This is a genomic window from Marinimicrobium agarilyticum DSM 16975 (genome assembly GCF_000423345.1).
Classification (GTDB): Bacteria; Pseudomonadota; Gammaproteobacteria; order Pseudomonadales; family Cellvibrionaceae; genus Marinimicrobium; species Marinimicrobium agarilyticum.
Map to the genome: position 1 here is coordinate 89,990 of NZ_AUHU01000009.1, position 15,700 is coordinate 105,689.

Genomic DNA, 15,700 nt, shown 5'->3' on the forward strand with positions numbered 1-15,700 from the left:
CGTCCTGCCTCCGACGGTCTCGAATCGGTGCTACCCACTCCGGGCCTCTGTGCCAAATTAACGTTTGGAAACAGACCATGGCATAGTTCACTTCAACCTTTGCTGAATGGCACTGAGGCGGGGTCGGGGTATACCGTTTGGTGACTCTCTGAGGCATGGATGCCGATGAGAAGCCCCCATGGATGGGTTCACGGCGGGTCACCAAACGGTATACCCCGACCCCGCCGGGCTTCCCGACACGATGAAGTCAATAAACATTGGACAAGCTACCAAGGCCAATTTATGAGCAAACCGAACTTACTCGACGAAAGCCTCCCGCTGCCCGCCGCCGTCATCTACCAATCCCGGCTCGACAACAACGTCCAGTGGATGCAACGCTTCGCCGAACACAACGGCGTCTACCTCTGCCCCCACGGCAAAACCACCATGACCCCCGACTTCTTCCAACGGCAAATCAACGCCGGCGCCTGGGGCCTCACACTCGCCACCGTCCCCCAAATAAAAACCGCCGCCGACGCCGGCCTCACACGCCTGCTCATGGCCAACCAACTGGTCGGCAAAGCCAACATGAACACCATCAGCGAACTGATCGCCCACGGGCTCGAGTACTACTGCCTGGTCGACAGCGCCGACAACATTCGCGCCCTCAATGACTTCTTCCACCCAAAAGGCCAAACCCTCAAGGTCCTGCTCGAGATCGGCGTGCCCGGCGGCCGCTGCGGCTGCCGCACGGCCGAACAGGTGCACACCGTGCTCGACGCGCTGGCGGACGCCCCCGCGCTGACACTGACCGGCATTGAAACCTACGAAGGGGTCATCCACGGCGACGATCCCGAACCGGCCGTGCGTCAACACCTGCAGTGGGTGCGGGAGTTAGGCCGGGAGCTCAAGGCCGCGGGCCGCTTTGGCGATGAAGCCCCCATCCTCACCGGTGCGGGCTCCGCCTGGTATGACGTCGTCATGGACGAGTTCGGACCGGCCAGAGCCGATGGCTTCCGCCCGGTGTTGCGCCCCGGCTGCTATCTGATTCACGACAAAGGCATTTACTGGGACGCCCAGAGCCGCATCATGGACCGGCTACCTCGGGACTGTCGGCCCGGCGGCGACCTGGAGTCCAGCCTGGAGGTCTGGGCCTATGTGCAGTCGATACCGGAGCCGGCGATGGCGATTCTGACCCTGGGAAAACGGGAAGTCGCCTTCGATGCGGGGCTGCCCCAGCCGGTTCTGCACTTTCGCCCCGGCGCCGACACCAAGCCCAAGGCCGCGCCCGCTCTGTGGAAGCTGGACCACATCATGGACCACCACAGTCGGCTGGTGATACCGCAGGACGCCGATCTGAAAGTGGGCGACATCATCGCACTCTCCACCTCCCACCCCTGCCTGACCTTTGACAAGTGGCGCGAGCTGCTGGTGATTGACGACCAGTACCAGCTCCTGCGCCGCGTTGACACTCACTTCTAACGAGTCCCGCTCATGCCCCAGAATAAGAAAACGCTATTCAGTCTCTTGCTCCTCGGACTGCTGGCCGGCAGTCCCGCCCACGCCGCCGCCCCTGAGTGGCCGCTGATGCCCTATCCGGCTTCCATCGAGATCGCCGAGGGCGAGTTGGTGCTCTCGGATACCTTCCAACTGACACTCGCCGACGGCGCCGCAGAAGCGCTCCCCGAGCCGGTACTGGCAAGCTTCACGCAACGGCTCCAGCGCCAGACTGGAATGAACGTCGAGCGCATAGAGGGCGAAGGCCACCATCACGGCGCTCACGGCACCCATCACGCAAGTTCACATGGACAAACGCCCACTGAGGGCGCCACCCCCTTGATGATTCACATCGAACAGGGAGCGCCGCGTTTTCGCACCTCCACCGAGCTGCAGCCTCAGGTGGAGGGCTATCAGATTCATGTGGTGGACAGTGGTATTCACATCCAGGCCACCACCCAGCTCGGCGCCGGCCACGCGTTGGAAACCTTGCTGCAACTGCTGGGAGAGGGCGATACCGACACGCTCCCGGTGATGTGCATCGACGATCAGCCGCGCTTTGGCTGGCGGGGTCTGATGTTGGACTCGGTGCGCCATTTCTTTTCCGTCGAAACCATCAAGCGTCAGTTGGACGGCATGGCAGCGGCCAAGCTCAATATCTTTCACTGGCACCTGACCGACGACCAGGGCTGGCGTCTGGAATCCCGCGCCTATCCCAAACTGCATCAGAACGCGTCAAATGGGCAGTACTACACCTGGGAGCAGGTAGGGGAGGTGGTGAATTACGCCGCCGATCGGGGCATTCAGGTGATGCCGGAAATCGATATGCCGGGCCATAGCAGCGCCATCGCAGTCGCTTACCCACAGCTGATGTCCTCAGACGGCCCCTTCCACCCCGAAGACCGCTGGGGCGTTCATCAGGCATTGCTGAACCCGGCCAACCCCGCGGTGTATGAGTTCGCCGAGGCCATACTGACCGAAGTCGCGGCGCTTTTTCCCTTCGACTATATCCACATCGGCGGTGACGAAGTCGACCCGGCACACTGGCACCAGAACAACGAGATTCAGGCGTTTATGCGCGAGCAGGATTTGGCGGACGCGGGCGACCTTCACGCTTACTTCAATCAGCGGCTGTCCGCTATTCTCGGCCAGCTCGATCGTAAGATGATGGGCTGGGATGAGGTGCTGCACCCGGCGCTACCGAAAACTACCGCCGTACAGTCCTGGCGTGGCCCGGACGCCCTGGCCCAAGCGGCGGCGGCCGGTCACCCGGCGGTGCTGTCCACCGGTTTTTATCTGGACCAGCCCCAACCGGCCGGTTATCACTACCGTAACCGCCTATTCCCCGAACCACTGTCGATGGAAGCCACTGCCAGCGCCGACGAACAATGGGAGAGCTGGACGTTTGAATTCCCACGCAAACGGGGCTCGGCCGTGCGGGGCACCTTCACGCTGATCGAGGGGCCGGCCAACCAGCGACGGGGCTTTATCGACTTTGCCGGCAAATCCCGCCAGGCGCTGGACCGACTGCGACTGATTGATGACCGGATTACCTTTGAACTGGACACCTGGATGGGTCCGGTGCGGGCTCGGCTGAAGCGGAGCGATGCCGTTTTGAGCGGCGACATGGTGGTGGGTAATGCCGCCTACCCCGTCACCGGCAAGCGCAAAGCCCATAGTGGCCAAACCGGAGCCCAAATCCCCGAGGCCATCGCCAAGCCCGAACTCTCCGACGCGGATCGGGCTCGGATTCTCGGTGGTGAAATCGCCCTCTGGGCGGAGTTGATTGACGAGAACAGTATCGACCATCGCCTATGGCCCCGTGGTTTTGTGGTGGCGGAACGGCTTTGGTCCCCCGTTGAGCGACGGGACCTTGACCCTCTTTACCAACGCCTGCCAGCGGTCTCCGACTGGGCCGCCAGTTCAGTCGGTCTGCGCCACCAGGCGCAGACTCGTCAGGCCCTGGAGCGGCTTTTCCCCGTCAGCCAACGGCCGTCGGTGGAGGTGCTGCTCGAAGCAATCGAGCCCGCCCAGTATTACCACCGTCACCACGAAAAATCCGTCAATGAAACCTACTCCCGGCGCGACCCATTGAACCGATTGGTCGACGCCCTGCCGGCCGAGAGCCTGGCGGTACGTACGCTGTCCCAGCAGATCGACCAATGGCTGGCCGCCCCCAACGACACCGAGCACGCCCGGGCCATTCGCACCACGCTGACCCGCTGGCGGGATGCCGCTCAACAACTACTGCAACAGCTGCCGTTCGATGGCGACCAAGCCATTGAGAATCAGGCGGAGCAAGTGCTTACTGTCGCCGAGTGGGGCCTCGTTTTGTCGGACCATTGGGAACAGCATAAAGGCCTGAGTCACGGGCTGCGGAGTGCGGCCCAGCAGGCCTTGCGGCGGGCACAGAGGATCGACGAGGAAATGGTGGTGGCGGCCGCCTATCCGATCGAGCAGCTGCTCAATGCGGTGCCCGAACCAGCCCAGACCCGGGACTGGATGCCCGACGGCAGCTTCACCTCCGGGATCGAAGGTCCCGCCGTGGGACCGGACGGCCACCTCTATGCGGTCAACTTCAAGCGGCAGGGAACCATCGGCCGGGTCACGGCACAGGGAGAAGGGGAAGTGTTCGCCGCCCTGCCAGAGGGCAGCACTGCCAACAGCATCCGCTTCGACTCGGCCGGACAGCTCTGGCTGGCCGACTACACGGGTCACACCCTGATCCGCCTACATCATCAAACCGGAGAGGTACTGGCCATCCACCACAACCCGGACATGCATCAACCCAATGATATCGCCGTGACCCGCTGGGGCGCGATCTTTGCCAGCGACCCCAACTGGGCCGACAGCACCGGGCAGCTCTGGCGCATGGACCCGGACGGCACCTTTACCCGCCTGGAAGCCGATATGGGCACCACCAACGGCATTGAGCTGAGTCCGGACCAGCGCCGCCTGTACGTCAACGAAAGCGCTCAGCGCCGCGTCTGGGTGTACGACGTCTCGGCCCGAGGGGCGCTCAGTAACAAGCGGCTGTTTTTCGAGTTCGACGATTACGGTCTCGACGGCATGGCCACGGACCCGGAGGGCAATCTCTATATCGCCCGCTACGGCGCCGGAGAAATCGCCGTGCTTTCGCCTCGGGGACAATTGATCGATCGCATCCAGCTCAAGGGCCGCTACCCCACCAATATCGCTCTGGATCTGGGCGACCAGCCCCGCGCCTACGTCACCCTGCAGCAGCGCGGCGCGGTGGAGGTTTTCAACCTCGCACCCTGACCGAGACGATGGGCATCAGCCCCGGGGAAAACCTGGATTGCTAGGGGTACGGCGGAAGCTGCGTGGCGGCGCGGTCGATCATCTGGCGCATTTTTGCCAACTCGTGAGCGACCGCCGCGGGCTCGCGCGCCGAGACCTGAGGATCGCACGCCTGCGGCCACAGCTGGTGACCCAGCAGCAACGAAACTCGCAGGGCGTCCGGCAGGGCCTGAAGCTCTCGGGAGGCAACCAACCCGGCGGTTTGAAACAGCGTCAACCAGCGCAGCAGCTCGGGGTTATCGACCTTGTGCCAACGCTGGCGCCAGACATCGGATGCGCCCTGGGAGTGCGCCGCCAGATAGAGGTGGAGCTCAAAAAAGGCCTGTCGATCTCGCCACTCCAATAACGTGCGCCGATTGTATTCCGCGCGGGTCGCCCGCCAATCGGTGCTGGCGGGAAAGGCGTCCAGCAGGCGGACGACGGCGGTCTGCAACCAGTGCAGCGGGCCGGTAACAAACGCCTCCAACTCTCCCGCTGCTTGACCGACCGCGAGGGTGTTGCCCATCCAGGGCGTGGGGCAGTAACGACCAAATTCCGAAGGCGAGTCCTCAGCGCCCAACCGAAGGCGCTCAACGCACGCCGCGGTCCCGCGTTCCAGCTCCCACCCCTCCTCCCTCTGGGTCACACGAGTACAGGGACAAGCCACTTCCGTCTGCGGGGCGACGAGGCGCTCAACCGCAAAACCCTCTGCGCTGGCGAGGCGCTCGGTCTGTTCCTTCTGTGCATCGCTCATCAGAGCGCCGTCGGCGTCGACAAACAGCTCGGCACTCAAACGCTCGCCGTCCTCCAGCAGAAGGCTTTCCACATCGTCGCCCGCCCGTTCTACCTTCAACAGTGCGCCGGTGCGACGGTGCACTCCCAACTCTTTGGCCAATGCCATAATCACCGAGCGGTATCGGTCCCGGTCCAATTGCAGGCCGCTATTCAATGTCGCCAAAAGGGAGCCGGCGTCGTTCGACTGAGGGTGATAACGCTGCCGACGCGCGGCCTGAGCCGGCAGCGAAAACGCATCAAAAGCGGCCTCCAGACGCCCGTTCAAGTGGCCGTACACGGCATAGTGATGAAAGGGGAGACCATCGAGCGTGAACCCCGGCGCCTCGAACGGCACCCACGAATCACTGGCACGGTAATGGGTGGCCAACGTCGGAGTCGCAATGCCATTGTCTATCAAAGCCCGCTCATTCAGCCCCAGGCGGTGGTGAAAGCCGGTAATGGCGGGCAGTGTCGCTTCCACGCCCGACTCTTGGGGTTGTGTATCCAACACCGTGACGGTGAGGGGCAAACTGCGGGCGAGTAACGCCGCCGCCATCCAGCCGTCGAGGCTCCCGCCATATACCAGAATCGAGTTCACCGCTGTCATGAAAAAACCCCGTACAGACTCATGGCGGCCGGAGGCCAAGGCGCTTCATCGGCCTCCATACCGAGTTGCGTCAGGCAGTGGTCGTGGCCCGGCAGGGTATCCACCCACCGCGCCGTCTCCTCGCGGAAGCGTCGGAGCGAGGCGAGCAATGCCCCCTCAGCGGCTCGATCCGCCGCGGGGTGCCAGCGCTCGGGTAGCAACCCCTGGCCCTCGTAGACCGCCAGCCAACTCGGTTCCAGAAACATGCCCAGCTCATAGTGTTCAACCTGGCCCTGCTCGCGAAATAAAGCGATTTTTCGCTCCAGGCTGTGCGGCCTTTCCAGGGTGCGCATTCTGTGCCAGAAGGCACTGTCATCGCGGGTAGTCAGCGTGTAGTGCAGAATCAGAAAGTCTCTGACCCGCTCGTATTCCAACGCCATCCGACGATTGAACTCATTCCGCAACGCCTCGACCGCGTTCTCCTCGCCACGGGGCAGACACTCAAGGAAATTCATGATCGCCGATTGAATCAGGTAGATACTGGTCGACTCCAGCGGCTCCAGAAAACCGGCCGACAGCCCGATGGCGACGCTGTTGTGGGACCAGCTTTTCGAGCGCACGCCGGTGGTAAACTGCAAATGGTTGGGCTCGGCCAGCGGCTCTCCATCCATCGACTCCAGAAGCTTTCGGGTGGCCTGGTCAGCACTCATATGTTCGCTGCAGTACACCACGCCATTACCGGTTCGGTGTTGCAGAGGAATCTGCCAACGCCAGCCCGCCGCATGCGCTATCGCCCGCGTGTAAGGGCGCGGCGCCGATTGACTGGCAGAAGGAATCGCGACGGCCCGGTCACACGGCAGCCATTGGCTCCAGTTTTCAAAGCCGACACCCAGTGTCTGGCCGTGGAGCACTGCCCGAAAACCACTGCAATCAATAAAACCATCGCCCCACAGCCGCTCGCCAGAGTCCAGGGTCAACTGCTGAATGTCGCCAGTAACCGAACTGCGCTGCACATCCGAGACTTTACCCTCGATCCGGACCACGCCTCTCGCTTCGGCGTAACGACGCAGAAACCGGGCGTACCGGCTGGCATCGATGTGAAAGGCATAGCTGTATTTGCGGGAAAACGGATGGGCACTGGAACCCGGATAGGCAAACCGTTCGTGCCGGGCCATGACGGCACCGGGGGCGTACGCTTCCAAAGGCGCTTTATCTCCCAGCGAGCGGGCTTTCAACCAGCTTTGGAAAAAACCAACCTGATGAGCGGGTTCACCGTAAACGCCGAAAGGGTGGAGGTATCGATCCCCAACATGGCCCCAGTCGACAAATTCAATGCCCAGCTTGTAGGTGGCCTGGGTTTCGCGCATAAAATCACGCTCATCGATACCCAGAACCTGATTGAAATAACGAAGGTGCGGCACGGTCGCCTCGCCAACGCCCACCGTGCCGATGGCATCCGACTCGATCAGCGTAATGCGATGTTCCGAAGCGTCCAATTTGGCGGAAAAGGCGGCAGCGGCCATCCAGCCTGCGGTGCCGCCGCCGACGATAATCCAATGATGAGTCCGGTTCGCTGTATTCATAAAAAAAGAGGAGCGCGTCCCTGCGCTCAAGTTCGCAGGCATACCCGTTAGAAGTTTACGCGAAGACTCAGCGCATAACGCCGGTCGGTTTTAAAGTTCAACGCTTCGGTGCGATAGCCTTCCTGGTTGAACTGTGCTTCTGTGGTGGTAATCGTATCCAACAAGTTACTGCCCTCCAAGCCAATCTTCAGATTGTCATTGATGGTGTAATAAATGGATGCATCCATGTAACCGGCATCCTGGCTGTAAATGGGTGCGAACTCGTTGGAGTCCCGGCGCGTAACCAGGTAATCCGAGCGCCAGGTATAGGCTATACGAGCCGAGATTTTTTCGTACTCGTACATACCGACGATGTTGTAGTTTTCATCGGAGTAGCCTGGCAGCGGCAATCCAGTAAACGCACGAAATGAGTTTCGCTCGTCACTGATGGGGTTGCCCGCCGAATCAAACCGAACCTGGCCTTTCTGATCGTCTCCCGCTGGGTCGTTCAGATCCTCTTGATCAATGTAGGTATAGTTCAGTTGAACCCCCAGGCCACTCCAGGCGCCCGGCAACTGATCAAAGAACTGGGAGTAGGCGACTTCGAAGCCCTGGATGGAGCCAGAACCCTCGTTGGCCGGACCGGTGAAACTCACCACTTCGGTCGCACCGTTGTTTTCGTTGGTCACCGGAGCCCGGAAGCTACGTTCGCGGAACAGGTTTTCAATCTCCTTGTGGAAGAGACTGAGGGTCAGCGAGCCACTCTCGGAGAAATACCACTCTGCCGTGAGGTCCAGGTTGGTGGACTCTTCCGGTTCCAGAAATGGATTGCGGGCAACACCATTGAGCGCCACATTGTTAAAGCCCACCACGGGGTTGTCTTCACTGGCCGGCTGGGTATTGTCTTCAAGCACGTCGTTTTTGGTCAGAAACACCACGCGGGAGTTTCGTGTTTGATCCAGCGTCGGGAAGTACAACCCTTTCGAAGCGCCGAAGCGCAACATGACCTCGTCCGTCACATGAAATGCCAGGTTCAAACTCGGCAACACTGTGTCATAGTCTGTGCCGTCGACGGTTTGCAGCTGACCGCTGCCGTCCGCCAGAGCGGCCAAGTTCGGATACTCCTCGGCAAAAAGCTCGGCGCCGTTGCCGCCGACCGCCGCGGGCATGATGGTGTAACCCGTGGAGGACAGTTGATAGTTTACGTAGCGCAAACCCACGTTACCGTCGATGGGCAGGGCAACGTTGTCAAACCCGAAATCAAAACGTACGTAGGCTTCGCTGCGCTCTTCAGTCGACGAGGAGATATGATGCGGCGCGTAGGGGCTTCCTTCGGCGACACGACCGCCAAGATCCGGCTGGGCCAAGTAGCACTCGGGATTGTTCTGCGCATCTTCGGAAGCGACATTGCCACCATAGGCGGCCACAATAAAGTCACCGCAACCGCGGCGGGTGAACTCGACAAAGTTCTCCGCGTTGCTCATCTTGGGAAACAGGAAGTCGCCGCGGCCATCCAATACGCCACCGCCAAAGAAGTTGCCAAAATCCACCCGTTCAAACTCGTCTGGGTTGTTAGCATAGCCGCCGGCGTTGATGCTCGTGGTCATCCAGCCTTCGTTAAGCGCGCCCCAGTTCGAATATTCCGTATCGCGAATGGTCAACTCTTTTTCAGAGTAGTAGGCGCCGGCTTTTACGCTTCTCGCCCAACCATTATCCAACTGATATTCCACGTCCAGCTTGAACGCGTCCGAGGTCGCATCCGAATCGACGTTCTGATCCAGCGCCGTGGCCAGGAACAGGTCGTCTCTATCGCCATCCCAGTTGGGTGTGGTTTCCGGCTCATAGAAACGACTGTTCATGAACTCAACGGTGGGATACTCACCTCGCAGGTCAAGATACGCATTGCTGGTAGGGGGTTGATGCCGGGCGTTGACGCCATAGTTCTGTACCGACTGGGTCGCTTCAATGCGCTGGAAGTCCAAGTCGACCGTCAGCCGGTCGGTGGGCGTCAGCTCAATATTGAGGGACAGGTCCTCCACGTCGTTGGAGGTTTCATTGAATCGACTGGACGCACTCATGGGCAAGTTGGCCCCGGCGGCCAAGACACCACTGGTAAAGAAACCGGCGTTATTGAACGTGGGCTGATATCCCGGCTCATCAACAACCGTCACGGTGTTTTTCGTGGCCGCATCAAACCCCTGACCCTGAGTACCGATAACGCGCTCGCGATACTCCAGAGAGGCCTCTGACTTTATGTACTCCACAGTGGTGGCAACTGTGCCTTCATTGTTTCGCCACTGAAAGGATGTCGCAACGCCGGTACGCTCGCGATCATTTTCCGCCGACCTGATAGAGAACTGGCCGGGTACAAACACCACACTGCCAGGCTCTTGGCCATAGACGGCCGGTCCCTCCAGGGGCGAATCTTCCGCCGTTCCGATCAGGCCACCCCACTGGTCATAGATGCCCTCGAAAGCGTCACCACGGGAGTAGTAGTTGGCTACCCCGACACCATCGCCACGGGTTTTGTACTCGGAGTGCGAGCCTGAAATCAGAAAGCCGAATTCACCGGCGTCGGTTTGCCAGTTGTTGCTATAGAGCGCGGAGGCGCTGGGCGTCCACTCTTCACGAAAGTCGCCATAATTGGCTTTGACCGTCGCGCCGAACACCTGACCGTCGGTATCAAAAGGCTTACGGGTGACGAGGTTCACCGTGCCGGCAATACCGCCGGCGATCATGTCGGCCGTCTGGTTTTTGATCACTCGCACAGAGCCGAGCAGCTCCGGGGGAATGTCTTCGAAGTTCAAACCTCCGCCGGGGTTAGCACTGAATGAATCGCGCCCGTTGATTTCACTGCGCACCCGGTCCAGACCCCGCACCAACACGCCGGTACCTTCGTCTGCATAGTGATTCGGATCATCGGAGGCGGCGAAGCGCTCGATCGTTACGCCCGGTACGCGCTGCAGCGCTTCGGTGACGCTTTTGTCCGGTAGAGCCCCAATGTCCGACGCGGTAATCACGTCCATCACGGTACCGGCGTTGCGCTTGATCTCTTGGGCATTTTCGATACTGACCCGCATGCCGCGGACGACAATTTCCTCCAGCATGGCGGTGCCTTCTTGCTCCTCGGCCATCAACGGCTGGGTCGCGGAGGCGATCGCACCGCAGACGGCCAGGCTCAGCAGTTTTTTGTTAAACGCAGTTGGCATGTGTTCAATCCCCTATTTTTTGGCTTTTGGTCATACAGAAATTGTTGTTCTGGCGCGATGAGATCACTCCGGGGAGTCCGCCCCGGCCCCATCACTCAGGCTCTTTTCCCAAGGCAATACCCCCTTTTGAAAATGGGTCAAAAAGAGGTCATGAAACGAACATAGCAATCGTGAAATAAAATATCAACACTTTTTTGTTTTTGTGAAAGTAATTTTCAGGTCGCCTGATTAAACACTGCCTCCGCGTAAAAACGTAACGCAACGACCGAATAAAACAACGCCTCCTTTATTTCTTTTTTTGCTAAGGGCGGCGCCCACTTTTCGATCCATTTTTGTTTGATCTGCATCAAAGCAGAGCACGCGATCTGTACTACGCTGTAGAAGCATGCACCCATTTAATACTCGCAGACGGAGCGGCCATGTCAGATTTCGAGCGCGCCCCCAACGCTGACACACAGGACAACAAGCGCCGCGAATGGCGTTTGTTCATCTTCATCGTCGTGTTCCTGTTCCCGATTCTCACTGTGGCGCTTGTCGGTGCCTACGGCTTTTCCATCTGGATGTATCAATTGATCGCCGGCCACCCCGGCGGCTGACAAGGAGTTCGGATGTTCATAGCAGACTCGGAGCACCCCGCCCGTATTCCGACCAAGAGTCTGGGTACTGAGTGGCATGTGGCCAGCGTGGCGATCCATGCCCGACCAGAGGCGCTGGGCCAGACCATTGAGTGGCTGGAGCACCGTCCCAGAACCGAAGTGCACGCCCAAAGCCCCCAGGGCAAACTCGTCGTGGTAACCGAGAGTGACAACCCACAGGACATCCTCGACCTGATTGATGACGCCGTTGAGCAGCCCGGCGTCGTCAATGCGGCCCTCGTCTATCACGAAGTCATTCCATCGGAAGAGGCCACAGCATGAACCTCACTCGCCGTCAATTTGCCAAAGCCAACGCCGCCGCCGTGGCGGCCTCGACACTGGGTATGGCTCTGCCCGCCGAGGCCAGCAACCTGGTAGCCAACCGCGACCTGACCGAACTGAAATGGAGCAAGGCGCCGTGCCGCTTCTGCGGCGTCGGCTGCGGCGTCATGGTCGCGACCCATAGCGACCGGGTGGTGGCGACCCACGGCGACACCAAGGCCGAGGTGAATCGCGGTATCAATTGCGTCAAAGGCTACTTCCTGTCGAAAATTCTGTACGGGCGGGATCGTCTGCACCAACCACTGCTGCGGATGAAAAACGGTCAGTACGACAAGCAGGGCAGCTTTCAGGAAATCAGCTGGGACCAAGCCTTCGACATCATGGCGGAGAAAATCAAAACAGCGATTCGCGAAGACGGACCGAAAAGCGTGGCCATGTTCGGCTCGGGCCAGTGGACCGTCTGGGAGGCCTATGCCGCCAGCAAACTGATGAAGGCCGGTTTGCGCACCAACAACATTGATCCCAACGCGCGGCACTGCATGGCCTCGGCGGTTGCCGGCTTTATGCGCACTTTTGGCATCGACGAGCCCATGGGCTGCTACGACGATATCGAGCACGCCGACGCCTTCGTGCTCTGGGGCTCGAACATGGCCGAAATGCACCCCATTTTGTGGAGCCGGATCACCGATCGCCGACTGTCCTTCGACCACGTCAAGGTCGCGGTGCTCTCGCCCTACGAGAACCGCAGCTTCGAGCTGGCCGATCTGCCACTGGTGTTCAAGCCGCATACCGATTTGTACATCCTCAACTACATCGCCAACTACATCATTCAGTCCGGCAGTGTGAACAAGGACTTCGTCAACCAGCACACCCGCTTCGCCAAAGGCCAGCAGGACATCGGCTACGGCCTGCGCCCGGAAGACCCCCGCCAGCAGAGCGCCGAAGGCGCGGACAAGGCCAACACCTGGACCGACATCACCTTCGAGGAGTTCGCCGAGTTCGTAAAGCCCTATACGGCGGAGAAGGCGGCGGCGGAATCCGGCGTCCCCGCTCGCCGGCTGGAAGAGCTGGCAAAGCTCTACGCCGACCCCAACACCAAGGTGATGTCCACCTGGACCATGGGTTTCAATCAACACACCCGTGGAGTCTGGGCCAACAACATGGTTTACAACATCCACTTGTTGACCGGCAAAATTTCCGAACCCGGCAACAGCCCGTTTTCGCTCACCGGCCAGCCCTCGGCCTGCGGCTCGGCGCGCGAAGTAGGCACCTTCGCCCATCGACTGCCGGCGGATCTGGTGGTCACCAATCCCGAGCACCGAGCCCTTGCGGAAAAGATCTGGAAGCTGCCCGAGGGCACTGTGCCAAGCGAGGTCGGTTTCCACGCGGTCGAACAAAGCCGCAAGCTGAATGACGGCGTCATCCGCTTTTACTGGACTCAGGTAAGCAATAATATTCAGGCGGGCCCCAACCTGATGCAGGAAACCCTGCCTGGCTGGCGTAATCCCAAGGCCTTCGTGGTGGTCTCCGACGTTTATCCGACCACGTCAGCCCAGGCCTCGGATTTGATACTGCCCAGCGCCATGTGGGTGGAGAAGGAAGGGGCCTACGGCAACGCCGAGCGCCGCACTCAGTTCTGGCACCAACTGGTGCCGCCGCCGGGCATGGCCCGTTCAGATCTGTGGCAGCTGGTGGAGATTTCCAAGCGCATCAGCACCGACGACGTCTGGCCCGAGGAGCTGCTCGCCAAGGCGCCGGACTTCCGCGGCAAAACGCTGTACCAGATCCTGTTCGAAAACGGCCAGGTCAACGCCTATCCGAACTCGGAAATCGAAGAGGGTTTTCGCAACGACGAGGCCGACGCTTTCGGTTTCTACATCCAGAAAGGCCTGTTCGAGGAATACGCCCGCTTTGGTCGGGGCAAGGCCCACGATCTGGCCCAATTCGAGCGCTATCACGACGAACGCGGCCTGCGCTGGCCGGTGGTCAATGGAGAGGAGACCAAATGGCGCTATCGCGAAGGCTACGACCCCTATGTGAAGGAAGGCACCGGCGTGCAGTTCTATGGCAAGCCCGACAACCGGGCGATCATTTTCGCGCTACCCTACGAACCGCCGGCGGAAATGCCGGATGAGGAATATCCTTTCTGGCTCAGTACCGGACGGGTGCTGGAGCACTGGCACACCGGCACCATGACCCAGCGGGTCGAGGAACTGAACCTGGCCGTGCCGCATGCACTGATCTACATGAACTTCGACGACGCCCGCAATCAGGGTTTCCGACGCGGTAGTGAAGTCAGGGTGATCAGCCGCCGCGGCAGCATTCGCGCCCGCATTGAAACTCGAGGCCGGATCAAGCCACCGCCGGGCCTGATCTACGTGCCGTTTTTTGATGCCAATCGACTGGTCAACAAGCTGACCCTGGACGCCACGGACCCAATTTCCAAACAGACCGATTTCAAGAAATGCGCCGTCCGGCTCGAACTGATCAGCCTGGCCTGAGGGGGTTACCGATGAAAAGCCAAAGCATGAGGACTCTGGCACTGATGACATTGCTGTTACCACTGGCGTTGCTGGCGGTAGACACGATTTCGCAAGACGATGACACTGAGGCCGGGCCGGTAACCCAACGCGGAAACGCCCCCGCGCCCGACGGTGTGCGGCCCGGCGGCACGCTGAAAGAACACTTTGAGGCACCACCAATTGCCGCCCAAGACACCAGGCTCCCACGCAAGGTCCGCAACTGGCCCCAGCAGCCACCAGTGATTCCACACAATATCCGCGGGTACCAGGTGGACAAGAACTTCAACCAGTGCCTCAGCTGTCACAGCCGCTCCAACACTCAGGTCAGCGGCGCTCCAATGGTCAGCATTACCCACTTTCGCGACCGCGAGGGTCAGTTTCTGGCCGCCGTGTCACCGCGCCGCTACTTCTGCCAACAGTGCCATGTCCCCCAACACGACGTTCAACCGGTGGTTGGCAACACCTTCCGGACCATGGACCAGGTACTGCAGAAGGCCATTGAGCAACGGCAGTCGGAAGAGCAATAACCAGACCGACCCAAGCGTTACCAACATCAGGCAATGACGGTAACGACCGAGCAATTACGGGCAACTGAGCGATAGCGGGTAAACGAGGACCGGCAACTTATGTGGAGAACCATCAAAGCCTACTGGCGCACCTTCAACCGTCCCGCCACCCACATTAGCCTTGGCGTACTGGCCATGGGTGGCTTCATCGCCGGAATCATCTTCTGGGGCGGCTTTAATACCGCGCTCGAATACACCAACACCGAACAGTTCTGTATCAGTTGCCACGAGATGAAAGCCAACCCTTACGAGGAACTGATTCCCACCATTCACTATACGAACCGCTCAGGGGTTCGCGCGGTCTGCTCGGACTGCCACGTGCCCCATGACTGGACCTACAAAATCGCCCGTAAAATGGAAGCTTCCAAAGAAGTCTGGGGCTGGATCTTCGGAACGATCGATACCCGGGAGGAATTCCTGGAAAAACGGCGCATGCTGGCGGAAAGGGAATGGGCCCGACTTAAAGCCAACGATTCTCGAGAGTGCAGGAACTGCCATCAGGTGGAGTCCATGGACTTTACCCAGCAGTCACCCCGCGCCCGGGAAATGCACAGCACGCTGCTGGCCAGTGGCGAAAAGACCTGCATCGACTGCCACAAGGGCATCGCCCACAAACTGCCGGATATGGAGGGCGTGGAATCAGGCTTTCATGGGAATTTGACCCTGAACACTCGCCCCTACGACCCGGTGGCCGCCTATATCGCAGGGGGGAGCGAGGGCGCTCAAAGCGACTAACTGTACCTTATCTTCAATTTGGGGTAGCGTTCAGGTGTACCCGACTGTATTGAAGA

At 60.1% G+C, this 15,700-nt stretch carries 10 protein-coding genes; 7 read left to right on the plus strand and 3 right to left on the minus strand.

The annotated features are described in order from the left end of the window. Positions 1-282: 282 nt before the first annotated feature. Positions 283-1,461: an amino acid deaminase gene (locus G547_RS21055; protein ID WP_211224542.1), complete on the plus strand. Its 1,179-nt coding sequence runs from the start codon at positions 283-285 to the stop codon at positions 1,459-1,461. A gap of 12 nt (positions 1,462-1,473) precedes the next feature. After that, positions 1,474-4,755, plus strand: coding sequence for a family 20 glycosylhydrolase (locus tag G547_RS21060; protein ID WP_051235270.1), 3,282 nt, complete (start codon positions 1,474-1,476; stop codon positions 4,753-4,755). 40 nt (positions 4,756-4,795) lie between these two features. Here the strand turns inward: G547_RS21060 and G547_RS0110965 are convergent, their stop codons facing one another. From G547_RS0110965 to G547_RS0110975, 3 genes are read right to left on the minus strand one after another with little or no spacing between them, the layout of a single operon-like run. After that, positions 4,796-6,154, minus strand: a complete 1,359-nt coding sequence (locus tag G547_RS0110965; protein WP_027329897.1) for a tryptophan 7-halogenase — start codon at positions 6,152-6,154, stop codon at positions 4,796-4,798. Then, positions 6,151-7,716, minus strand: coding sequence for a tryptophan halogenase family protein (locus tag G547_RS21065; RefSeq protein WP_036188142.1), 1,566 nt, complete (start codon positions 7,714-7,716; stop codon positions 6,151-6,153). Before G547_RS21065 ends, G547_RS0110965 begins: the two co-directional genes overlap by 4 nt. Before the next feature lie 47 nt (positions 7,717-7,763). After that, on the minus strand, positions 7,764-10,904 hold the full coding sequence (locus tag G547_RS0110975; protein WP_027329898.1) for a TonB-dependent receptor: 3,141 nt from the start codon (positions 10,902-10,904) through the stop codon (positions 7,764-7,766). 419 nt (positions 10,905-11,323) lie between these two features. Between G547_RS0110975 and G547_RS23075 the strand changes: the two genes are divergently transcribed. The 5 genes from G547_RS23075 to G547_RS21075 all read left to right on the plus strand — a co-directional run bounded on the left by G547_RS23075 (position 11,324) and on the right by G547_RS21075 (position 15,644). Then, a complete protein-coding gene (locus G547_RS23075) occupies positions 11,324-11,500 on the plus strand; it encodes a periplasmic nitrate reductase, NapE protein (protein ID WP_084645913.1) in 177 nt (58 codons plus the stop codon). 12 nt (positions 11,501-11,512) lie between these two features. Further along, positions 11,513-11,821: a chaperone NapD gene (locus G547_RS0110990; RefSeq protein WP_084645915.1), complete on the plus strand. Its 309-nt coding sequence runs from the start codon at positions 11,513-11,515 to the stop codon at positions 11,819-11,821. Then, on the plus strand, positions 11,818-14,322 hold the full coding sequence (gene napA, locus G547_RS0110995) for a nitrate reductase catalytic subunit NapA (RefSeq protein WP_027329901.1): 2,505 nt from the start codon (positions 11,818-11,820) through the stop codon (positions 14,320-14,322). The genes G547_RS0110990 and napA overlap by 4 nt, the downstream gene beginning before the upstream one ends. An 11-nt stretch (positions 14,323-14,333) precedes the next feature. Next, a complete protein-coding gene (locus G547_RS21070) occupies positions 14,334-14,870 on the plus strand; it encodes a nitrate reductase cytochrome c-type subunit (RefSeq protein ID WP_245573465.1) in 537 nt (178 codons plus the stop codon). Between the two features lie 99 nt (positions 14,871-14,969). Further along, positions 14,970-15,644 (plus strand): NapC/NirT family cytochrome c, encoded by a 675-nt coding sequence (locus G547_RS21075; RefSeq protein WP_084645917.1) that lies wholly within the window; start codon positions 14,970-14,972, stop codon positions 15,642-15,644. Positions 15,645-15,700 lie beyond the last annotated feature (56 nt).